The sequence below is a fragment of the Streptomyces sp. NPDC001348 genome (assembly GCF_053597535.1).
The window spans coordinates 1-21188 of record NZ_JBSFIK010000041.1 but is presented as its reverse complement, the minus strand read 5'-3'; the positions used below and the strand labels follow the sequence as shown (position 1 = coordinate 21188).

19 protein-coding genes and 3 pseudogenes are annotated in these 21188 nt (G+C 66.4%); 14 read left to right on the top strand and 8 right to left on the bottom strand.

Annotation, left to right across the window (positions count from 1 at the left end):
• Positions 1-875 precede the first annotated feature (875 nt).
• The 4 genes from ACWC21_RS32580 to ACWC21_RS32565 all read left to right on the top strand — a co-directional run bounded on the left by ACWC21_RS32580 (position 876) and on the right by ACWC21_RS32565 (position 4969).
• The gene (locus ACWC21_RS32580) at positions 876-1838 is read left to right on the top strand and encodes a hypothetical protein (protein WP_450887072.1); all 963 of its coding nucleotides are present in this window, start codon (positions 876-878) and stop codon (positions 1836-1838) included.
• Between the two features lie 170 nt (positions 1839-2008).
• The gene (locus ACWC21_RS32575) at positions 2009-2542 is read left to right on the top strand and encodes a hypothetical protein (RefSeq protein ID WP_450887070.1); all 534 of its coding nucleotides are present in this window, start codon (positions 2009-2011) and stop codon (positions 2540-2542) included.
• A 4-nt stretch (positions 2543-2546) separates the two neighbouring features.
• Positions 2547-3770, top strand: a complete 1224-nt coding sequence (locus ACWC21_RS32570) for an MAB_1171c family putative transporter (RefSeq protein ID WP_450887068.1) — start codon at positions 2547-2549, stop codon at positions 3768-3770.
• Positions 3767-4969, top strand: a complete 1203-nt coding sequence (locus ACWC21_RS32565) for a cytochrome P450 family protein (protein WP_450887066.1) — start codon at positions 3767-3769, stop codon at positions 4967-4969. Before ACWC21_RS32570 ends, ACWC21_RS32565 begins: the two co-directional genes overlap by 4 nt.
• 6 nt (positions 4970-4975) lie before the next feature.
• Here the strand turns inward: ACWC21_RS32565 and ACWC21_RS32560 are convergent.
• The 4 genes and pseudogenes from ACWC21_RS32560 to ACWC21_RS32545 all read right to left on the bottom strand — a co-directional run.
• A pseudogene (locus ACWC21_RS32560) lies at positions 4976-5122 on the bottom strand (IS5/IS1182 family transposase); the annotation flags it as partial.
• An 839-nt stretch (positions 5123-5961) separates the two neighbouring features.
• Positions 5962-6744, bottom strand: coding sequence for an SDR family NAD(P)-dependent oxidoreductase (locus ACWC21_RS32555; protein WP_450887065.1), 783 nt, complete (start codon positions 6742-6744; stop codon positions 5962-5964).
• 105 nt (positions 6745-6849) lie between these two features.
• Positions 6850-7191, bottom strand: a complete 342-nt coding sequence (locus tag ACWC21_RS32550; protein ID WP_450887063.1) for a hypothetical protein — start codon at positions 7189-7191, stop codon at positions 6850-6852.
• A gap of 63 nt (positions 7192-7254) precedes the next feature.
• On the bottom strand, positions 7255-7875 hold the full coding sequence (locus ACWC21_RS32545) for a VanZ family protein (RefSeq protein WP_450887061.1): 621 nt from the start codon (positions 7873-7875) through the stop codon (positions 7255-7257).
• Between the two features lie 154 nt (positions 7876-8029).
• Here ACWC21_RS32545 and ACWC21_RS32540 point away from each other — a divergent pair, with 154 nt between their 5' ends.
• From ACWC21_RS32540 to ACWC21_RS32525, 4 genes are all read left to right on the top strand, one after another.
• Positions 8030-9313, top strand: coding sequence for a sensor histidine kinase (locus ACWC21_RS32540; protein ID WP_450887060.1), 1284 nt, complete (start codon positions 8030-8032; stop codon positions 9311-9313).
• Positions 9310-9978: a response regulator gene (locus tag ACWC21_RS32535; RefSeq protein WP_450887058.1), complete on the top strand. Its 669-nt coding sequence runs from the start codon at positions 9310-9312 to the stop codon at positions 9976-9978. The genes ACWC21_RS32540 and ACWC21_RS32535 overlap by 4 nt, the downstream gene beginning before the upstream one ends.
• A gap of 406 nt (positions 9979-10384) precedes the next feature.
• Positions 10385-10723 carry a helix-turn-helix domain-containing protein gene (locus tag ACWC21_RS32530; RefSeq protein ID WP_450887173.1) on the top strand — a complete coding sequence of 113 codons (339 nt, stop codon included), beginning with the start codon at positions 10385-10387 and terminating at the stop codon, positions 10721-10723.
• Positions 10689-11204: an MmyB family transcriptional regulator gene (locus ACWC21_RS32525; protein ID WP_450887171.1), complete on the top strand. Its 516-nt coding sequence runs from the start codon at positions 10689-10691 to the stop codon at positions 11202-11204. The genes ACWC21_RS32530 and ACWC21_RS32525 overlap by 35 nt, the downstream gene beginning before the upstream one ends.
• 22 nt (positions 11205-11226) lie before the next feature.
• Here ACWC21_RS32525 and ACWC21_RS32520 read toward each other — a convergent pair.
• Positions 11227-11978 (bottom strand): annotated as a pseudogene (locus tag ACWC21_RS32520) (transposase family protein).
• 182 nt (positions 11979-12160) lie between these two features.
• Here ACWC21_RS32520 and ACWC21_RS32515 point away from each other — a divergent pair.
• The 4 genes from ACWC21_RS32515 to ACWC21_RS32500 all read left to right on the top strand — a co-directional run bounded on the left by ACWC21_RS32515 (position 12161) and on the right by ACWC21_RS32500 (position 15518).
• On the top strand, positions 12161-12712 hold the full coding sequence (locus tag ACWC21_RS32515; protein WP_249834976.1) for a TetR/AcrR family transcriptional regulator: 552 nt from the start codon (positions 12161-12163) through the stop codon (positions 12710-12712).
• A 190-nt stretch (positions 12713-12902) separates the two neighbouring features.
• On the top strand, positions 12903-14339 hold the full coding sequence (locus ACWC21_RS32510) for a cytochrome P450 (protein WP_450887056.1): 1437 nt from the start codon (positions 12903-12905) through the stop codon (positions 14337-14339).
• A gap of 181 nt (positions 14340-14520) precedes the next feature.
• A complete protein-coding gene (locus ACWC21_RS32505; RefSeq protein WP_450887169.1) occupies positions 14521-14856 on the top strand; it encodes a hypothetical protein in 336 nt (111 codons plus the stop codon).
• Positions 14857-15062: 206 nt separating this feature from the next.
• Entirely contained in the window at positions 15063-15518 is a 456-nt protein-coding gene (locus tag ACWC21_RS32500; RefSeq protein ID WP_450887054.1) for an acyl-CoA dehydrogenase family protein, read from the top strand.
• Between the two features lie 113 nt (positions 15519-15631).
• Here the strand turns inward: ACWC21_RS32500 and ACWC21_RS32495 are convergent, their stop codons facing one another.
• Positions 15632-15988, bottom strand: a complete 357-nt coding sequence (locus tag ACWC21_RS32495) for a hypothetical protein (RefSeq protein ID WP_450887052.1) — start codon at positions 15986-15988, stop codon at positions 15632-15634.
• A 118-nt stretch (positions 15989-16106) separates the two neighbouring features.
• Between ACWC21_RS32495 and ACWC21_RS32490 the strand changes: the two genes are divergently transcribed.
• Together ACWC21_RS32490 and ACWC21_RS32485 are read left to right on the top strand one after the other, a co-directional pair.
• Positions 16107-16919: a hypothetical protein gene (locus ACWC21_RS32490; protein WP_450887050.1), complete on the top strand. Its 813-nt coding sequence runs from the start codon at positions 16107-16109 to the stop codon at positions 16917-16919.
• Between the two features lie 127 nt (positions 16920-17046).
• Positions 17047-17468 (top strand): annotated as a pseudogene (locus ACWC21_RS32485) (aquaporin family protein); the annotation flags it as partial.
• Between the two features lie 24 nt (positions 17469-17492).
• Here ACWC21_RS32485 and ACWC21_RS32480 read toward each other — a convergent pair.
• Both ACWC21_RS32480 and ACWC21_RS32475 read right to left on the bottom strand, forming a co-directional pair.
• Positions 17493-20417, bottom strand: coding sequence for a discoidin domain-containing protein (locus ACWC21_RS32480; RefSeq protein ID WP_450887049.1), 2925 nt, complete (start codon positions 20415-20417; stop codon positions 17493-17495).
• A gap of 27 nt (positions 20418-20444) precedes the next feature.
• Positions 20445-21188: GH32 C-terminal domain-containing protein (locus ACWC21_RS32475; protein ID WP_450887048.1), on the bottom strand; the 744-nt coding region annotated here is incomplete at its 5' end.

Sequence of the window (21188 nt, the reverse complement as noted above, 5' to 3'; positions counted from 1 at the left end):
CAGCGGGGCAGGTGTCGGGCCAGCCGCGGACGAAGTCCGTCAGACGGGCCAGGCATGGCGCTGACAGTCTCCCCAACCTGCCATTCAGGACGAATTGCCTTTCCGGTCGACCTCCGAGACAGGACAGGGACTGGGGCGCCGCCGTCATGCGACACATGGGCCGTCCATGAGCTCGCGCCCCATGTAGCGGGAAGCTGGCCGGCCGCGACGAGGAACTGCCCTGCCAAGGCCTCCCCGGATGCCATGATGGTCATCTCGGCGGGACGGGACCTGGCGGTAAACCTGCCGATACCTCTGCGCTTTTATGCAACTCGGCCACATCCGCATTGATGTCGAAGCGCCATCCGTACAGTTGGCGCACGCATATACAAGCCTCCGGTTCGATGGGTGAAAAGCAAACAGGTCACGGTGTGCCCGTCACGGGCTTCGCCCATCGGACACGGCTCGACTCGCCAGGATCGTGCTAGATCCAACAAGCACTGTCAACGATCGTTTTCAGCTAAAGGATCGTTGACAGCATGCAGCGTGCGACACCCACTGACCTTGCATACCTGGGCGTTCACCCGCGCACCATTGCACGTCCGGCCGGCACTACGCGGGGCAGGTCACAGACCGCGCGAACCGTGGCCGGACAACACGACTGCACAGTCTGCCGCATCCGCGGAACGGCACCCGCAACGCTCGCCGAAGACAGTGTCGAGTAGCCCGCACGGCCTCGCTACGCCCTGTGGGTACACGCGGATCGACGCGCTCCCCTCTCCGGCGATAAATGATCGTTGAGCCTGCGTCGGGGGCCCTGTAAGGTGCCATGCACCGACCAACCCAATCCACCCGTAGCAGGGAGTATCTCGTTGGGCTCTGCCTCACCCCTGCCGATGACGCTTGCTCGCCTCGAAGCACTACTCGAAGAACGAGGCATGCATCCAGGGCAACTGCTCAATATCGGGGAACTGGCTGCCAAGACCGCACTGCCCGAAGAAACCGTAGCCATCCTGCTGGAAGGCGACCAGATTGAAGCCGACACCGTGGCTGCCCGAGTCAGCGCACGCATCAAGATTCTCGCGGATGCCTACTTGGCGCGCACCGGAAAGCCTATGTCCGACCTGGCGGGCAACATTTCCCGGCAGCTGGGTGTTTCCTCTTTCTGGGCGCGCCAGGTGTGCTCGGGCGACAAAGTACCGAGTGTTGAACTGCTGCACGGCCTGGTGGGATTCTTCGGAGTCGAGGGGGGCGAGGCGTTCTTCACCGCCCCAGCTGCTGAGGCCCTGAACCGCGTACTGCTGCCCATACTGACCGCGCTGCAGCAGACGCCAGGGCAGCCGAATGTCGAGCATTTGGCCGCTTCGCCAGCAGAGAGCGAAGTGGCGGTCTTCGCACTCCGAGAGGCGGACGTCGAAAACGCGCCGAGCCTCGCACAGCCGCCGTCCACCGTCTCGGATCTTTCAGTGCGACTGAATCGCCTTTTTGCTGTCATACACCCCAAGGGGCGCGAGACCTACACCTCTCGCGAGGTTGCCAAGGCAATCACAGCGTACGGCGTCAAGGTCACTGCAGCACAAGTCGAGAAGCTACGACAAGGCTCCTGGGATTCGCCGAGTGCTGAGCAACTCGAAGCCCTGGCCAACTTCTTCGGCGTACCGGTCGGCTACTTCATCAACGACGAAGTAGCCTCTCAGGTCTCCGCCGATCTTGATCTGTTGGAGACACTAAAATGCCAGGGCACCGGCCCCCGTCAGATCGCTCTACGGGCAGTCGCCGACCTGGACGAGGAGGCGCTTACTGCCCTTGTTCCAGTGATCCAGCACCTGCAGCGGGCAAGCAGAAGACGACGGATGTGAGCTGCTGGTAGGGCGGTGTACGAGATGCTCAATTGCAGCCAACTGAGCACGATTCGGTGGTCCACGCGGGCCTCCACCGCTGCCAAGCAAGACAGACACAGCGGTGGTGAGGGAGGAGCACGAGAGCGGTCTTCATCCAGTGGCAGTGGGCCAACCCGGGGGGAGCGGGAATGAACGACAGCGAACTGCGTCGCTACTGCGCCGATCTGGTCCGGCAGCTTCACCTCCCCGAGCCGTTCGACATCAACATGCTCATTGACCAAATGGAGGAACGCCGCGGACGACCCATCTCGCTCATACCAATGCCGCTACCCGCCGACCGAGGTCTGTGCGGCATGTGGGTCGCCACCCCAGATGTGGACTACGTCATCTACCAGGCGAGGGCCAGAAAGGCACACCAAGGCCACATCGTCCTCCACGAGGTCGGCCACATGCTCTGCGATCACGAGTCGACCCCGGCTGAGGAGGAAGAGATCTCCCGACTTCTTCTGCCGACCATCGATCCTACCCTTGTCCGCACCGTCCTTGGGCGCACCTGCTACGACCGGAGCGAGGAGAAGGCTGCCGAGCTTGTTGCCTCCCTGATCTCCCTGCAGGCCACCAAGGCCGCTCCCCGGCCGACGACAAGTTCGTCGAAAGACGTGGTCAATCTCGTCAGCCACCTCAAGCGCTCCCTGGGGCGCAGTTCCACAGCAAGGATCTAGCCGAGTGTTATTCAACGTCGTCTACGGGATGCTCTCCTTGATCACATGGAGCGCATTCGCCTTCAAACTGAGAGACCTCGCCCGCGACTGGCGCAACAAGGAGCTGCAGCAGTTGTGCTTGGCGATCGCCACATTCGCTGCACCCTTCGGCTTCGCCGCACCCCCGGTGTACACACGTATCGATGCCCTGGTCGGCACACCTAATATCACTTCGCTGATCATCTATACCACCGTGGATATCTGCCTCACATCGTTCGTGGCCCTCCTCGTCAGCTGGTCGTCTGCGCAGTCGAAGGTCCGGCTCCATCACCGGCTGATCCTCGGATATGCCATCGCCACGGTCACCACGAATTGGGTGCTGTTCTTCCTGGGAGACGCCACCGACACGTCGCACGCCCTTGACTTCGACGTTCACTATGCCAAGAGCGCGTACATCTGGGAGTTCCTCCTCGTCCACCAGACTTTGTTCACGGTCAGCATGATCGGCCTGATCCGCCTCTGCTGGCGCTACTCCAGAATCGTCGACGAGCCTTGGCTGCGCCGCGGCCTGCGCATCGTTACCGCGGGGGCAGTCGCCGGCTTGGGCTACTCTCTGCCCAAGGCCATGTCCCTCATCTGTGACAAGCTCGGCATCTCATCGCTCGCCTTCGTCAACTCCGTTGTCGCCCCCATGTTCGCCAGCGTCTCGGCTGCTCTCTTCGCCGTAGGGTTCACCATGCCCGCCTGGGGCGTCGGCCTAAGTAGGGCCACGGCATGGATATCCGACTACCGTACCTTCCGCCGCCGCTACCCTCTCTGGCAGGCGATCACCCAAGCATTCCCCGAAGTCGTCCTCGTCACACCGCCGGCCTCCCGCAGGGAGTTGGTAGGCGACCTCCGGTTCTTCCTCGGCCGCCAGGTGATCGAGATACTCGACGGTGAAATGAGACTTCGGTCCCACCTTGACACAGACCTCAGCCGCATGACACGAGAGATAGTCGCCAAGCAGAACATCACTGGTGACGAGGCGGTCGCTGTGGCAGAAGCCGCGCAAATCGCTGCAGCCCTGCAGGCCCGGTCCTCCGGCCATGACGCATCAGAGGGACACGGCACAGACCTCGACGACGCCGCCGACGGCGACCTCGACAAGGAAGGCGCGCGTCTGACTCAGGTCGCCGTGGCATTCAGCACCTCCACCGTCATCCCTGCCGTTCTCAAGCGGCTCCAGTCGGCAACAACAGACGCATGAGCAGCACCAAGCGGCCCGGCCACGTCTCGTCTCTGTTCAGCGAAGCCCTCGTCGCTGACCCACATGGCGCCTATGCCCGGCTCCGCGAAACCGCCCCGGTCCATCGCACCACCACGCCTGACGGCGAACCTGTGTGGCTGATCACCCGGTACGTCGAGGCCCGCGCAGCTCTGGCGGACCCCCGGCTTTCCCTGAACAAGGCACATGCCAAAACCAGCGAGGCGTACAGGTCCTCCATGCCTCCTGAGCTCGACGCTCACCTGCTCAACATGGATCCGCCCGACCACACTCGCCTGCGTCGACTCGTCTCCAAGGCATTCACTCCCCGTCGCGTCGAGGAGTTGCGCATGCGCATCCAGGCACTGACTGACGAACTCCTCACCACGTTGACAGGCCCTCGCGTGGACCTGGCCCATGCCCTGGCCGTCCCGCTGCCCATGGGCGTCATCTGCGAACTGCTCGGCATCCCGGAGACAATGAGGCGCGACTTTCGGACCTGGACCGACACCCTCTTCTCACCGACTCCGGGAGCGGCAACAGAGTCACGCATTGCGATCGGGCAGATGCACCAATTCCTCAAGAGTGTCATCGAAGACAAGCGGAACAGCCCGACCGAGGACCTTCTGTCTGCCCTCATACAGGCACGCGACGGCCAAGACGCACTCACCGAGCCTGAACTCCTCTCTCTGGCGTTCCTTACTCTGTTCGCCGGCTACGACAACGCCGTACATCTGATTGGCAACACAGCGCTGAGTCTGCTGCTGCATCCCCGACTGCTGACGGCAGTGCGAGTCGGGGACGTTCCGATACGGTCGGTAGTTGAGGAGACACTGCGTTGGAGCCCTCCTTTCGCAATGGCGGTGCGTCGCTTCGCCCTCGAAGATGTGAACATTGGGAACGCTCTCATTCCGGCTGGCAGCCGAGTGTGGATTTCAATCGCTTCGGCGAACCGGGACGAGCGAGAGTTCCCGTCTCCCGATGTGTTCGACCCAGGCCGTGCAACAACTCACTTGGCATTCGGTTACGGAGTGCACTACTGCCTTGGCGCCCCGCTCGCACGGATGGAAGCGGAAATCGCGGTACGGTCCCTCCTTGAACGCTTCCCCGTGCTTGAATTGGCCGTAACTGCTGACGAGCTGGAGTGGTGGCCTACGTTCCATAAACTAGGACTACGCAGTCTCACTGTACTGACATCCTGAGTATGATCAGCGTTGCCGTTCCAGAGTGAGGACGTCCGCGGCGATGGACCTCATTCGATTCGGGCTGCACCGGGCCTTGCGAAAGATCCGCCAGGACTTCAGCCGTGCGACGCCGCGCCCAACCGGCGCACCAGCCGCGGAGAGAGCATTTGACGGTTCGCTGCCGCGCTGGCGGTACTTGCCACCGCATCAACGGTGCCGGAGCCGAAGTCGGCAGAGCGGCTCAACCGGTGACGCGGGACGGAAGTGACGCAACGAGGCGGCGGTCCGCCGCCTCTGCACGACGACGCCCGATCTGCCGCACTCCTTGAAGAACGACCCCATCCCACGGGCGAGCGGCCGAGCCACGCACCAAGCCTTCCGAGCAGGGCGATGGGCGGCGCAGCAGGCCCTGCCGTAGGTGCAGGTCAGCATGCCGGACACCGCCCGGCCTGATGCTGACCTTTTACTGACCCGGAGGCCGCGATCAGTGCGCTGAGCTGCGAAAACACCCAAACGCTAGATCTTGGACTTGAACATTGTACGAAACATGAGGAAACTCCCGATTCGTCCTGCTCCCTGCCTGCTTCTGCAGGTCAAGGGCGATGTTCGGAGGCTACAACGTTTCGCATGTGTGGTCAGCTGTCGCCGGGTGTTTGAGGACTCACTCTGACCGATTGCTGACTTTCCTGACGACTACTCAGAGGTGCTGAGGGGTGTTCGGGGGCCGCATCACTCTCCAGGCTGCCCCGCGGGGACGGTGGATCAGCGTAGGCAACGGTGCCTACAAGTCGCCCCCGACGGACAGGCCGGTCTCCAAACCCACAGTGCGGAGGTCAACGACTGATCGCCGATTACTGGAATTGAGCTCCTTGGTGTCGTTTCGTTTGTCAGGCAGGTCGGATGACAGGCCGGGCTCGGCGGGGCAGCCGTCCACAGGCACAAGATCAGAGCGCAGCCCGGACGGCCTGCGCCCGGGCGCAGGCTGGAGTCCGCGCATCTGGATGGGTTTTCTACATGACGACGACGGCGTTCTTCCCGCCGTCCACGGCGAGTGTTGCTCCGTTGATGTAGGACGCCTGGGGGGAGACGAGGAAGCGGATGGCGTTCGCGACCTCGTTGGGGTCTCCGCCGCGGCCGGCGGGCAGCGAGGCGAGGTAGGTGGTGAACATGGAGCGGATGTCCTGGTTGACGCGGGTGAGGATGTAGCCGGGGTCGACGGAGTTGACCCTGACGCCTCGGGGGCCGTACTCGGCGGTCCATGACTTGGTCATCATGGACAGAGCCGCTTTTGATGCCTGGAAGGCGCAGGTGCCGGATGCGGCCATCGAGGTGCTCAGGCTGCCGACGTTGATGATGACCCCGTGTCCGCGTTCGGCCATGGCGGGGGCGAACGCGCCGGTCAGGAGGAACGGTGCTTTGGCATGGACGTTGAACGCGGTGTCGAACATGGTCTCCGGCGTGGCTTCGGTCGGTGCGAAGCTGCCGCCGCCGGCGTTGTGGACCAGGACTTCGAGCGGGCCGTCGATGGCCTCACGTACCTGGCCGATGAGGGTGCGTACCGCTGCGGGGTCGGCCAGGTCGGCGACCAGGTCGATCGCACGGCCGCCCGCGGACTCGATGATTCGGCGGCTCTCGGCAGCCCGGTCCTTGTCGCGGCCGGTGATGATGAGCGCGTATCCATCGCCGGCCAGGCCCAGTGCCGTCGCCCGGCCGATCCCGCTGGTCGAACCGGTCACCAGTGCCCACGGCGTGTCCGAGGGGGAAGTGCCTGAAGTGTCTGTATGAATGCTCATCGCTGAGACCTCTCAGGTGGTCAAAGGGTGTCGCGGGCACAGTCGTTGCGGGCTGCGGGCGGGTCCGGGCCCGTTGATCGGCGTGGTGGCCGAGGGGTGTTCGGGTTACAGACTGGCCTGGTCGGTGAGCAGTTCTGCGAGGCCGGTGCGCCGGTAGAACTCGGCGCGTGTGCGGTCGTAGACGGCGGAGACGACTTCGCTGCCGTCTTTGCTGGGGTCGGCGTGGACACGAAAGGGTCGCTTGCCCGCGGGCAGGCCGACGACGCGGACGATCTCGTCGGCGACCTCGGAGGCGTCGTGGCCGTCGGGGAAGATCGCGGTCAGGGCGCCCGCCATGTCCTTGCGTAGCTTGCCGTAGAGGGTGTCGTACTGAGCGGCCCGTGCTGTGTCGGCGGGGGTTCCCGCGTGGGCGAAGTGGTTGGTGCCGCTGGTGTACGCGCCGGGCACCACAACGACGGTGCATAGTCGTGCCCGCGTGGTGGCCTTCGGTGGCGGCCCGTCGGGCCACGGTCAGGAGTTGGCGGCGGTGGCATCGGCCGGGCGGGGCGCCACTGGCCCCCGCGTGGCGAACGCGGAGCCAGGCAGGGCGAGGGTGTGCAGCAGGCGGGCCAGGGCCGGGACGCGGGCCGCGCGGTGGAGGACGACGTACCCGATGAGCCCGCCGAGCGTGTTGACCACGAGGTCGGTGACATCGGTCAGACGGGCGTTGTTGCACACGATGTACATGAGGAGCTGGGTCAGCTCGATCGACAGACTCACCGCCGCTGTGAGGGCCGTGACCCGCCCCTTCGACCCGGCCCGGGCCGACATCAGCGGGAGCAGCATGCCGAGCGGGACCGTCAGGATCACGTTGGCGACGATGCTCGGGTCGGGGCTGGGCACCGGGATCCAGTTGATCTGGTTGGTCCAGGGCATCTGGTTGGCGTACTTGCCGTAGGTCACCACGATCGGGAAGAGCGTGAGGGCGAGGACGCCGGCTGCGTATCCGGCCGCCAGCAGGCGGGTCACGGCGTGCCCTCCCGTCCAGCCGGGTCTGCCCTGGCGTACCCGGACGGCCACCAGCACGCCGAACGAGGCCAGCAGCGGCCCCAGCACGGTGGGGGCACCGATCTCGAAGTTGACGTCGGCCATGGGGAGTTGCTCCTTGCTTTGCCGGGTTGACTGCCGGTGGCGTCCGGCGGCGAAGTCAACTCTCGTCCGCCGCACCCGGCGGCGGATCTTGCGAAAGTCAGATCTTTCAGAGAGCACTACGACTTTCGGCCGACCTTCCGGCTAGGCTCCCGACATGACGTCCTGGCGATCTTGGCGATGGTCGTGGGTGCGCACGGCGATGTGGCCCGTCGTGGGCGTGCTGCTGCTCTGTCTCGGTTGGTTCGACTACCTGATCGGCGCGTTCGGTCTGCTGGGCCAGGCGTTCACCAGCGTCGACGCACACACGGCCGGTCCGCTGATGCTGTGCTCGGCGATGCTGTCGGCCGCCGCTCTCCTGCTCTGGCCCCGGCTGGGCGCCCAGGGCCTGCCGCTCGTGACCGGTGCCGTGGCGGCGCTGTCGCTCGGTACGACGGCCTCCGTCCACGTCATCTGGGTGTTGTCCGTCCGGAACGAGAACGGGTACACGCCCGTGGAGCCACCGGTCGGATTCACCGAACCGGCGGCGCTGCTGGGGTTGTTGACGCTGACCGCATGGCGCGGCGCGCCGAGGAGGGCGGCTGTGGCCGCGGCGGCCTGCATCGCGGCGATCGTCCTGCGCCCGTTGGCCGTCGAGATCGATCTGAGCAGCATGGTCCTGGCGTTCTTCTTCACCCTGGCGGCCATAGCCGCCCTGACCATCGGCCTGACCATACGTCTGGTCGTCACCGACCGGCAGCGCAGGGAGACCGCCGTACGGCTCGAGCAACGCGCCGAGTTCGCCAGGGACCTGCACGACTTCGTCGCCCACCATGTCACGGGCATCGTCATCCAGGCACAGGGGGCGCGCTCGATCGCCGCCCGCCGCCCGGACCTGGTGCCCCCGGCACTGGAACGGATCGAGCACGCGGGGGCGGAGGCGCTGAAGTCGATGCGTGCGATGGTCGGGATGTTGCGCGACACCGCCCCGGCGGACGCGGGCGAGACGCGGGAAACGGTCACCGCCCCGCTCGTCGGCATGGCGGAAGTGCGTTCCCTCGTCGAGGAGTTCGCCCCGGTCGGCGGCGGCCGGGCGAGCCTGCGGACGGAGGGCGACTTTGAGGACCTGCCCGTGGAGGTGGTCACCACCCTGCACCGGGTGGTCATGGAGGCGCTGACCAACATACGCAAGCACGCTCGCGACTTCACCGAGGTTCAGGTGCGCCTGGTCCGCTCCGGGCCCCGGGTCACCGTGACCGTGAGCGACGACGGACGGACCCGCGCCGGCCACCAGGCCCTCCAGGCGCTCGGCGGTGGTTTCGGACTGAAGGGGCTGGCGGAGCGGGTGGGCATGATCGGTGGCCGGGTCCAGTCGGGCCCCGCGGCGGCCGGAGGCTGGCGCGTCGAGGCGACGCTGCCGGTAGGCGCACGCCTGGACGCGTCCGTGGGAAGCGCGGCATGACGGGCCGGGAGAAGATCCGTGTGCTGCTGGCCGACGACCAGGCCATGGTCCGGACCGGCTTCGAGATGATTCTGGCAGCCGAGGACGACATCGAGGTCGTCGGACAAGCCGCGGACGGCCTGGAGGCGGTGGAACTCGCCGAGCGACACCGCCCCGACGTCGTCCTGATGGACATCCGCATGCCCCGGCTGGACGGCCTGGAGGCGCTGCGCCGGCTGACCCGTCCCGGCCTGGTCGACCCCCCGAAGGTCGTCGTGGCCACGACGTTCGACGACGACGAGTACGTCCACCGCGCCCTGCGCGACGGGGCCTGCGGCTTCCTGCTCAAGGACTCCGGCCCCGCGCTGCTGGTCGAGGCGATCCGCGCCGCGGCGTCCGGGGAAGCCCTGGTCAGCCCGTCGATCACGCTTCGACTGTTCAGGGGCCTGCCGACCCCGGCCGCGCACGGCGCCCGGGAACCGCGGTCCTATGGCCTGTCGGCCCGCGAGACGGACGTGGTACGGCTCGTGGCCAACGGCCTCACCAACGCGGAGATCGCCGCAGAACTGTCGATCTCCGTGGGCACGGTGAAAACCCATCTGGGCAACGTGCAGACCAAACTCCCCGCCCGAAACCGCGTCGAGATCGCCGCATGGGCCTGGCGGTCGGGCATCGTCGACCGCTGAAGTTTCGACCTGCCCCGATCGTGCCGGGCACCGCGGCCCCAGGCTCATGACCACCGCCGGTACCCACTCGAACTGCCCCCACCCGCGCCGCGCATCAGGGCCGGCCTGCACAACCTCGCCGTCGGTGTCCACCGTCAGGACGGCCACACGGGCGGTCTCCGTGAGACCGCCCCCGCACGATCGAAGTCCCGCTGCACCCCCCGCCACCCAGCGACAGCGAAACCATGCTGGCGTCCTGGACGCGGTTGCCTGGGAGTGTTTGGGCCAGGCTGACCAGGCGCCGGGTAACTAGAGTCGGAACATGTTGGAAAGCAACAACTTCGGAGCGATGCTGCGGCAGTGGCGCGATCGAACGTCGCCTGAGCAGGCGGGCGTTCCTAGCATCGACCGCCGCTGAGTTCCTGGCCTGCGGCGCGAGGAGCTGGGCCGACTGGCAGGGGTTTCAGCCGACTACATCAAGCGCCTGGAGCAGGGGCAGGGCCATCCCTGCCGGGAGGTCCTGGAAGCACTTGCGCGGGCTCTGCGGCTGGGCCGCGACGACTACGAGTATTTCTGCGTGCTCGCCGGCTACTCCCTGGCTGGAGACGGCTATGTACCACAACACATCGGTGGTGGCGCCCTGCGCCTGCTCGACCGGCTGACCGACGTTCCTGTGTGTCTGCGATGCGGCCTGGACGGTGATCGCATGGAACAGCAGCTGGAGTTCCGTGATGGGCTGCGGGCCGGAGCCCGGCCCAGGACGTGAACGGAACGTGGCCTGGCGCCTGTTCGTCGGCACACCCGGATCGATCTTCCGCTCCTCCGGACGGACCGCCCACTTTGAGGCCACCGTCGTTGCCGACCTGCGCAGAGCGGTCATCCGCTATCCGGCAGACGCACGCCTGAGCACTCTGGTGGGCGATCTCATCGCCACCAGCAGCCGCTTCCGCTCACTGTGGGAAGGCCGGGCCGGTGCGCCGGCCCGTGAGGAGCGCGTTTCGGTACGTCACCCTGACGCAGGCGACATCGTCGTCGACTGCGACACGCTGTCCATCGACGACGGCGACTTGCGCTTCATTCTCTTCACCGCCGAACCCGGCTCACCCCAGGCCCAGCGCCTGGCCCTCTCGGGAACCGTACAGCCCCTTCCCCGGTCGGCACACGAACCGACTGACACTCCCCGCCTACGGCAAGCCCCCGCGATCCCCCACCGACCTACAGGAGATGCAATCCCTCGTGTCCATTGACACTGAGCCTTTTCCATCTTGATCAGGAGGCGAGTTCGAGTGCGATGACTGCTCGGACGACGGCGGTGATCCGGGTGGTGCTGCAGCGGAGCTTCCGTAAGAGCCGCCAGCATTTGAGGTGGCCATGGCGCGTTCGCCGAGGCTGCGGATCTTGGCGTGATCTCGGTTGTGACGGCGCCGCCAGCCGCGCAGACCCCTGCCCCGGAACGAGACGCGGACAGCAGGACCTGCGCCCTGATACGCCTTGTCCGCCCAGCACTTGATGTCGTCGGCGGCGAAAGCCGCAGGAACGCCGTGGGCCCGGGCCGCGGTCAGATCGTGCACGGTCCCGGGTAGCGCGTCGGAGGCCCAGATCAGACGGCCGGCTGGATCCGCGAGGACCTGCACGTTCATCCCGTGGTGCTTCTTCTTCCCCGAGTAGTACGGGCGGTCGGCAGCGATGCGCTCGATCGGCAGCACGGTGCCGTCGAGGATCACGTACGCCTTCTTCCGCACGGTCTCCATGGCCTGTTCCAGCGTGGGCGCGAGGTCGGCCAGGAGGTCGACGGCCTCGCGTATGTAGCGGTAGGCCGTGGCGATCCCGATGCGGAAAGCTGCCGCGAGGCGGGCGTAGGTGTCGCCGCAGCGCAGGTGGGCCAGGACGAGCAGGGCCTGCCGGCCGCAGGTCAGGCGACGCCACCGGGAGCCGATGCGGCGGCGGTGACCTGCGAGAAGACCGGAGAGGTGGCGCAAGGCGCGGCTGGACAGATCAATGGCGGACGGGTAGACAAGCATACGAAAGCTTCTGGCGGACTGGTGATCTTGGTCGTGAACCCGTCTACCAGGAGCTTTCTTCATGTCCGCGGCCAGGGCCGCCCGTCCAACCTCCCGTCAGGTTGGAAACGACTCGATGGGTCTCTCCGGGGCGCCGCGTTAAGTTCTTACGAACGAACTCGACCGAATGAGGGATGTGGCGGGTGCCTGGCGAAGCATTGCGTGACCGGCTGCTGGACGCGGCCCTTGAACTGGCCTCTCCCGGCCTGGTTCTCGCCGTGCCGTCCTTGCGGTCGGCGGCCCGGGCCTGCGGGGTGTCCGCCACTGCGGTGTACCGCTACTTCGCCTCGCAGAGTGAGCTCAACCGAGCCATTCTCCTGCGCATCGATGCCATCTTCGTCGCTGCGCTGACCGAGGCCGACGATCCGAAGCTGCCTCCTCTCGACCGCCTCCGCCGCATCGCCGCTGCCTACTTGGCCTGGGGCGTCGCCAACCCAGGGCTGTACCAGCTGCGTTTTGAGAGTGCCGGCCAACTGGGCGACGACTACGTACAGAGCGGGGCGGCGGACGTTGTCCTGGGAGGCATCGGCCAACTGGCCAGAGGGGCGGGCGCAGACGAGCGCGTCACTGCTGAGGATCTCTGGGTCGGCATGCACGGAGTGGTCTCCCTGCGCATCCACAAGCCACACCTGGCGTGGCCGGACGTGGAGACACACGTCGACCGGCTCTTCATCCTGTGGGGCTTCACTGCCTGAACGCCGTCACCAGGCCGCCCCTCTTCTCCCTCTTCGCCTTTTGGCGTGTCAGCGGTCGCCCCTTCCCGCTCCGGTCATCCGAGGCCGACGACACTCGACATGACAGGTTGACAGCTGTTAACTTCAGTCGCGGTTAACGGGTGTCAACCTGTGTGCCCAGGCCTGATCTGCCATGGAAAGGACCGAGAGCATGCTCACTGTCAACGACCTCCCGGAGCCGTCGGCGTTTCCCCTGCTGGGTCACCTCCCGGCCCTGGCGCGCGGTCCGGCCATGCACCGTGTGCTCCATGACTGGCGGGACACGTACGGCCCGATCTACCGGATCCGGTTCGGCCGTACTCCCCTGGTCGTCACCTCGTCGCCGAACATCGTTCAGACAGTTCTGCGCGAGCGACCGGGAGCATTCCGGCGGGCTCCGCTGCTGGCGCAACTCATCCACGAGATAGGCGCTCCAGGTCTGTTCGATGCAGAAGGCGAGGACTGGCACCGTATGCGCCAGATCGCAATGCGGGGCTTACGTGCCGAGGCATTGCGTGACTCCTTCTCCGTGATCATCCGGTCTGTCGAGCGGCTCCAGATGCTCTGGGCCGCTACGGGGGGTGCGCGGGTGGACGTCCTCGACGACCTGATGCGCTACACGGTCGAAGTGTCGACGGCCTTGTTCTCAGGCCACGATCTGGACGCCGTGGGACCACAGCAAAGCGATGGCCTGGCCGGGCGCCTGCCACTGGCTTTCGAGAAACTCGGGCGCCGGATCTCCAGCCCGATCCCGTACTGGCGGTGGGTCCGCCTGCCCGCTGACCGCAGGCTGGACGCCACCATTGCGGAGCTCCGTGGCTTGGTGGAGAAACAGTACGTCCAGGCCAGGCGTAGCGTGGCAGAAGGGCGGGAGCCGGTTACTTACCTCGAGGCGCTCGCCGAGGCAGGCGCGAACGGCGGCGAACAACTGGCGGAGAAGGACGTCGTCAGCGCCGTGGTCAACATGATCGTAGCGGGGGAGGACAACACTGCCGCCGCTGCCGCATGGGCGCTGTACTACCTGGCCGCCCATCCCGAGGTGCAGCGGAAGGTACGGGAAGAGGCGGAGGGGGTGCTGGGGGACACGGGACTCCGAGCCGACCCGGCCGCCCTGTCCCGGTTGCGCTATGCCGAGGCGGTGGTTAACGAATCGATCCGCCTGCGCCCGACGAGCCCTTTCTTGATCATGCAGACCGCCCGTGACATCACCGTTGCGGACGGAGCGGACGCCTTGCATCTGAAGGCCGGAACCCTTGTCATGCCGCTACTGACACACGCTTCGGATGCCGACGACAGCAGGTACCCGGACCCCGGCGCATTCGAGCCCGAGCGCTGGCTGTCCCCCTCCGCCCCGCGGACGAACGGCGTATCACCGTTCCTGCCCTTCGGAGGCGGGCCTCGGTTCTGCCCCGGACGCAACCTCGCCCTCATCGAGATGACCATGGTCGTCGCAATGGTGTGCCACCACTTCGAGTTGGAGGCCGACACAACAGCGGGCCCGGTCGGCGAACGCGTGACCTTCGCGATGATGCCAACGAACCTGGGCGTCCGGATGCACCCGACAGATCGCCTCCGCATGGGCCACCGGAAATCCAGTGCCGACGCCTAGCTCGCCACCTGATCAAGATGGAAAAGGTTCACTGTCGACATGCGCCCGGCGGGCGTGGAACCTGTGGCGCGCGCGGTCACCCTCGCCACTACGCTCGCGGAGCACGCCGCCGAGACCGAGCAGTCCGGCCGCCTGACGCCCGCCTCCGTGGCAGCCGTGCGGGGAGGCTGGGCTCTTCGCGCTGACAGTACCCCGCGAACTCGGTGGTCTCGGTGCCGATCTGCGCACTCTGACGCAGGTGGCCATGGCTCTGGGCGCGGCCTGCCCTTCCACCGCGTGGGTGACATCCCTGTCGCGCTCTCGAAGAAGTCGGTCGGCGCCGGTCTGCGTGGTTCGGTCCGGTCGGCTTACTTCGCCGACCCACACGCGCTGGTGTGTGCCACCGCGGTCGTCGAGGGGTATGGACAGCAGAGCGAGGACGGCCTGCGGTTGTCGGGGCGCTGGCGGATGGCGTCCGGGTGCGAGGACGCGGCATGGGCCTTCCTCATCGTGCCCGTCATGCGTCAGGACACTTTGACAGGCGTGGGCAGTGCCCTGGTGCCGATGGCAGACCTGGTTGTCGAGCAATCGTGGCGTAGTGCCGGGCTGGCGGGTACGGGAAGCCACACGCTCCTCGCCGAGGACGTCGTGGTGCCGTCCGAGTACACGACCTCACCTGCTGACCGGCGCACGCCCCCGCCCGCTGCCGTCACGGTCGGCACTGTGGTGGCCCACCTGGCTCCCATGATCGGCGCGACCCGCGGTGCGCTCGCCGTACTTCAGGGGGTGCTTGCCGGCGCGAGGGTCCCGTCGCAGACCACCTACTCCCGGCTCGCGGACTCGCCCTTGGCCCGACACCGCTTCGGCCAGGCCAGTCACCTGCTCGACACCGCGCCCCGGCGTGTCCTCGATGTCGCCGGACAACTGGATGCGACGGATCCCGCGCACCCCGTGCCGAGCCTGGAACGCGCACAGCTGCGCATGCGACTGGTTTCCGCAGCCACGGAATGCCGACAGGCCGTGGAGTGGCTGCTCGACCTGCACGGCGCCAGCGGCTTCGACCCCGGCAACCCCCTGCAGCGTTTCTGGCGAGACGTGTCCGTGGGGACGCGCTGTGCCGGGCTCAACCCATATGTCACTGAGGAGGACCACGCCCGTCTTCTGCTCGGCATCGAGCCCCCCGTCTCCTTGGCGCTCTGAGCGAGCATTCAAGACGTCGTCTCAGTTGGAGGTATGCCGAGGGGGAGACGCCGACGACGTCCCGGGAGCACGGCTGTTCAGGGGAGCCGTCGGTGAGTGCTCGTACTACCGAATCAGGTGCGTAGCCGTGCGAGTTCCTCTGCACGCCGCTGGTCCTTCGGGCGGCCGAGGGCCCGCCGCATGCGGATCAGGTCATCGAGTGCGGCGTAGCGGATGCTGAATCCTTCGGGGTCACGGGTGGTCTCCGCCGAAGTCAGGCAGTGGGTGACATCCATGGCACCCCAGGGCAAGGCGGGAGCGCACAGGTCTCCGCTGGCACCGGTGGCCCGGTACCCCACCTGTGGGCGGTCGACATCGGGCAGTTCGGTGCAGCCGCACAAGGCCAGGGCCTCGCGCAAGGCGTGCGCCTCGTCAGGGGTGCCGTCCCAAAGCAGGTAGCGGTCCCCGGTCAGTTGGGTGGGGCCGTGCATGAGAAGCCGTATCTCAACCGAACGTGATCCGTTGATTTCTGCTGGTCAGGCATGGTGTAGCTCGGAATGAGAGAGGCATTCGGCGTCTTGTTTCCGCTCCGTGAGCGAAGGGTGCGCGATGGCGTCGGTGTTGGGAATGCTGGAGGAGCGGGAGACAGCGGCCCGTGTGCGGGTGGAAGGGCTACGGGAGGAAGTCACCCGGTTGGTTGAGGTGTTGGAGGCCGCCGAGATCGAGCTGGACCGGCGGGTGATCGCGCGGGAAGAGCTGGTCGAGGCCCTAACAGCCTCGGCTGCCGAGACCACCGCCGGGACCGAGGCCGAGGAGAAAGCGGTGCTGTCGCTCGTGCCGGTGCCGGGCTCGACGGTGCCGCCCTGGCGGGAAGGGCTGCCGGTGACGGTTCTGGCGCCGGACTATCAGTGCATTCTGGGCGTGCTGGAACAGCAGCGATCCACGGGTCACGGACCGCTTCGGGCCAAGGAGATCGCGGTTGAGCTGGGCGTTGATGCGACGCCGACGAAAGTCGAGGGACTGCGGTCGAAAGCCCGGCGCCTGGCGGAGCACGGGTGGCTCCTCCCGGAACTCCCCCGCCTTGCGATGCTTCAGCTTCGCCGGCTTGTGCGTGTTGGAGTGGATCTGCTCGTGCACCCGGTAGACATCGCCCGCCACGACATTGTTGATGTTCACCGCCCGGGCTTCACCGTTCCGCAAGCCACAGTCCACCATTATCACGATCTCCAGCGCGAGGAACTCGTCAGCGGCTTGCAGTGCCTTCTTCACGTAGGCGAGCGAGGGGATGACCGCCGACGTTGGGCCCTGGCCCGGCATGGATGCTGGCCCAGGCCGACCGTGAACGCCTGCCCGGCTCACGCCGCCAGACTGTCACCGGCTGCCACCGCTACCTACCAGCCACCTCGACCAGTTCCACTATGACACCGCGCTGGATGTCGGCTGCCCCTTCGCCACCGGCGCCGTCGAAGCAGCTGCCGCCACATCATCGGCGACCGCCTCGACATGACCGGCGCCGGCTGGTGCCTCGAAGGAGCCGAAGCCGTCCTCCCAGGTCGGTGCGACGGCCGGGCTGGTCTTGCTGTTCTTCGGCCTCAGCCATATCGGCCGCACCGCGCTCGCCCCGCGGCGGTGGCCGCCTACATCTGGGCCGTGTACTGGATCACCTCCTCCACGTCCTTCGCGAACCCGGCGGTGACCATCGGCCGGACGTTCACCCACGCCCTCGCCGGTATTGCTCCCACCTCCGTCGCCCCGTTCATCGCGGCCCAGTTGCCGGGAGCCGTGCTCGGGCTGGGGGCCGCAGCTGTGGTCCACGGCCGCCCTGCTCCCGTCCCGGATGAGGTCGTCGTCCCACACGGCGAGCCGGAACCCGCCACCTGCCATCCACCGACAACTCCGACGGCGGAACTTGGTGCGGTCGTGCGGATACAGCTCCAGCAGCCAGAAGAGGTTTGCCATCAGCCCCGATAACGGGCGAGTTCAACACGGCACATGTCAGTTGTAGACGGTCAATTCTGCGATTGACCACCAGTTGCTCGCGACATCGGCGGTATTGACAATCTTGATGTAGCGGGCTGTCTGCGTCGGGAACGAGACGAGTTCGACCCGTTGGCCGTCCGTTATGGAAGACACCTTGGTCCAGTCGGTTCCGTTCGTGGAGACGTACGCGTCCGCGGATCGCGCGTAGTCGCCGATGTTGCTGCCGGAATCGAGAAGGATCTTGTCGAAGGTCTGTGTCTGTCCCATGTCGACTTGGATCCACAGGCCGTCGTACTGGCCTGTTCCGGAGCTGTACCGGGTGTCGGAATTGCCGTCCAGCATGTTTGCGGGGCCGTCGTTGTCAGGGCTTGTGTTCGAGGTCGTCGCCGTCCAGCCTGTGCGCGCCAGCGCCGGGCCCAGGTCCATGACGTCGAAGGAGGCTCCGCCTGCGTCCGCTCCGCCGGCTCCGTTCACCGAGACCTTGTACGTCCCCACCGGGAGCCCGCTCGGTACGTACGCGCTGATGCTCGTGTCCGACCAGCTGTCGATCTCGGCGAAGAGCTTCCCGAAACGCACCGTACCCAGCCCCTGCGCGTCACCGAAGTGAGAACCGCTGATCGTGAACTTGGCACGCGGTATGCCTTGCTTCGGCTTCAGGCTTCCGAAGACCGGTGCGGGGAAGCTGGACAGCTTCTGCGTGGTGAACATCGCCGACGTTCCGCTCGGCAGGGTGTAGGTGTACGAGCCGTCGGCGGACACCGGGAAGCCCTGACTGGTGGCGGTGCCGTTGAACACCGCGGTGACCTGCTCCCCTTCCGGACTGGTCCACGTCTTCAGCTGGAGGCCCTTGGGCACCGCAGTCGGGGCCGCGATCGACCCGGTGCCGTTCGAGGATCCGTAGACGTTGATTTCGGCGATGCTCCACCAGAAACCGGATGCCGCGACACAGACAATGCGAATGTACCGTGCCGTCCGGGCCGGCAACGTGACGGCTATCTTCCCTATGTTCCCGCTGCCGGTCGCGACTGCGCTGCCCCAGTCGGCCCCGTCGTCCGAGACGTATATCTGGTACTTGGTGACGTAGTCGAAGGAGTTGCTTTCTCCGGTGGCGAAGACGATCTTGTTGAAGCTCGTCGGGCTTCCGAGATCGACCTGGAACCAGACGCCGCTGGTCGTCCCCTGGCCGAGATTCCACCGGCTGTTGATGTCGCCGTCGATCGCGTTCGAGGCCGCGCCCCAGTCCGGGCTCGAGGAGGCCGTGGCGGTCCACTTGCCACGGCTCAGTGACGTTCCGGGCGTCTTGATGGACGCCCCGACCGGCAGGGAGTACGTGAGCAGCTTGCTTCCGGTGCGGACGGCGTTCTGGTACTGCAGGAGTGCCGGGTCGTACGTGACCGTCATCGGCCCCAGCGACGACTTGAACGTGAAGTCATGGGACGGGTCGAAGACATTGGTCGCCGCGGGGGTCCCGCCGCTGCGCCCGCCCGTGTAGGTGAACGTGACAGCGTCGCCGGCGTTCAGGGTGTAGTCGAAGGACTGCGTTCCGTCCGCGACGCTGAAGTTCTTCGCGGCGCTACCCGAGTTGTACGCGATCACGACCTTCGAGCCGTCCGGGTTCAGGAACGCGACGCTCTCGATGCTTCCTTCCCCGAAGGTGTTCGAGTAGATGCGATGCGCTCCGGGCTTCACGAACCGGCTGGCGTGAGCGAGTGCGTGGTAGTCCACGTTGTAGGACACCTGCCCGCTGTCCGGATCGACCGTGACCAGTGCCCGGCACATGGGGATGCCGTTGGTGTCGCTGTTGAGCGGCCCCAGCTTGGGGTCGAGTGCGGTGTTCCAGAGCGTCACACCGTTCGCCCAGTTGCGCATGCCCTTGATGATCCAGGTGCCGAGTGCGTCATGGAACGCCGTCTCGTCGTCACCCTGCCAGACGCCTCCGGTGGCCTCCGTGATGTAGGTTTCCTTGCCCGGATAGTCGTTGTGGACCACAGTCTGGTACGTCGGGTTGCCACTGTAGATGTGCCATCCGGTGCCGGCCGTGTACTGCGAGGCGGCAGGGTCGCTGAAGATCGTCTCGGGATACGAGGGCACATCCCAGTTGTGGTCCCAGGCCAGGATCTTCGTGGAGATGCGGTTGGCCTCGAACACCTGACCGATCTCCTGGATCAACGCGGATTCCTGGTAGGCGGACAGGGACATGCCGGGCCAACTGGGCGTACCCATGGGCTCGTTCTGCGGCGTGATGTAGGAGATGGGCACACCGGCCCTGTCGTAGGCGTTGATGAACTTCACGAAGTAGTCGGCCAGCGTGGAAGCGTAGTCGCTCTTGAGGGTGCCGCCGATCATGGAGTCCGAGGTCTTCATCCAGCCTGGCGGGCTCCATGGGGTGGCCAGGATCTTGGCGGACGGGTTCTGTGCGAGAGCCTGGCGCAAGATGGGAATGATGTACTTCTCGTCGTGCTGGACCGAGAAGTTGGACAGCGTCGGGTCCGTCTGTCCCGCCGGCATGTCGTCGTAGGAGTAGTTGCCGGACGGGTTGAAGTCCGTGGCGCCCATCGGCGTACGGATCAGGCTGAGGCCGATGCCCTTGGAGGGGTCGTACAGCTTCTGCATCAGCTTCGCTCGGTCAGCGGTGGACAGCTTGTTGATGAGCCACGCGGAAGAGTCGGTCATGGCCGCCCCGAAGCCCTGGATCCTCTGGTACTTGACGCTGTCGTCGACCTTGATCGTGAGCGGGTTGCCGGTGCTCTTCGTCCGGAACAGCACATCGCTCTGGCCGACGACCCACTTCTTGGCCGACGTGTCGGTCAGCCAGACCTGCACGGAAGAATTACGCGACGAGGTGGCGGCGGCAGCGTTGCCGGAAACCTGGGTCCAGGCGGCGGCGACGCCGATGGCGGTTGAGAGGAACTGACGTCGTCCAAAACCGTGCGAGCTCATTGAGGATCCTCCTTCAGACCTGTTGGTTCAGTACTGCTCGGCGGCGCCGGCGGTCGGCGTCTTGATCACGAGCGGGTGCAACTCCCAAGCGTCGACCGCGTAGCGAAGGCGCGTGCCCGGTGCGGTGTGGGCCTGAAGTCGCCACGCTTCCTGCCCTGTCGGGTAGAACCGCAGCGTGAGGACCTGGCCGGTGGAGGTCAGGAAGACCTCGGCGATGGAGTGGTCGACGACCACGCGGAGGTCGACCGGCTGTCCGGTGGGGCAGGGCATCCGGTAGGCGCCGCCGTGGGCCCGCGTGTCCAAGGAGGCGTGGTAGCGGTCGACGACCAGTTCGCCCGCGTCCGGATCGAGGTGGATGTCGAGGTACTCGGAACCGTCCGGGGTGGTGAGCAGCCGCAGGCCGGCAGTCCCGGTCGGCTCCAGACGGGCCGTCAGGTCGAAGGCCCGTCCAACGCTGCCCAGTTCCACCGGCTCCGGGCCATGGGTCGCACCCTCGGCCTGCACGGTGCGCTCACCGCGCAGCGCGAGCAACTCGGTGGCGGGCCGCTGACGCAGCGTGCCGTCGCCGCCGACATGGATCTCGCGGGGCACGGTGAGGACGCCGGCCCATCCGCCAGCGACGGCCCAGGCTTGGTCGCGGGCTTCCCAAGACCAGCCCCACAGCAGCCATCTGCCGCCAGGTGCACGCAGCAGGGCAGGTGCATAGCAGTCCGGGCCGTGGTCCACCCACACCGGTGCGCCTGCCTTGAAGTGGCCGTCGTGCTCTTCTCC

Coding starts and splice junctions, on each gene's coding strand:
- ACWC21_RS32580 (WP_450887072.1), top strand. CDS start 876: ATGACGCTTGCTCGCCTCGAAGCACTACTCGAAGAACGAGGCATGCAT.
- ACWC21_RS32575 (WP_450887070.1), top strand. CDS start 2,009: ATGAACGACAGCGAACTGCGTCGCTACTGCGCCGATCTGGTCCGGCAG.
- ACWC21_RS32565 (WP_450887066.1), top strand. CDS start 3,767: ATGAGCAGCACCAAGCGGCCCGGCCACGTCTCGTCTCTGTTCAGCGAA.
- ACWC21_RS32555 (WP_450887065.1), bottom strand. CDS start 6,744: ATGAGCATTCATACAGACACTTCAGGCACTTCCCCCTCGGACACGCCG.
- ACWC21_RS32545 (WP_450887061.1), bottom strand. CDS start 7,875: ATGGCCGACGTCAACTTCGAGATCGGTGCCCCCACCGTGCTGGGGCCG.
- ACWC21_RS32540 (WP_450887060.1), top strand. CDS start 8,030: ATGACGTCCTGGCGATCTTGGCGATGGTCGTGGGTGCGCACGGCGATG.
- ACWC21_RS32535 (WP_450887058.1), top strand. CDS start 9,310: ATGACGGGCCGGGAGAAGATCCGTGTGCTGCTGGCCGACGACCAGGCC.
- ACWC21_RS32525 (WP_450887171.1), top strand. CDS start 10,689: ATGGGCTGCGGGCCGGAGCCCGGCCCAGGACGTGAACGGAACGTGGCC.
- ACWC21_RS32510 (WP_450887056.1), top strand. CDS start 12,903: ATGCTCACTGTCAACGACCTCCCGGAGCCGTCGGCGTTTCCCCTGCTG.
- ACWC21_RS32500 (WP_450887054.1), top strand. CDS start 15,063: ATGATCGGCGCGACCCGCGGTGCGCTCGCCGTACTTCAGGGGGTGCTT.
- ACWC21_RS32495 (WP_450887052.1), bottom strand. CDS start 15,988: ATGCACGGCCCCACCCAACTGACCGGGGACCGCTACCTGCTTTGGGAC.
- ACWC21_RS32490 (WP_450887050.1), top strand. CDS start 16,107: ATGGCGTCGGTGTTGGGAATGCTGGAGGAGCGGGAGACAGCGGCCCGT.
- ACWC21_RS32480 (WP_450887049.1), bottom strand. CDS start 20,417: ATGAGCTCGCACGGTTTTGGACGACGTCAGTTCCTCTCAACCGCCATC.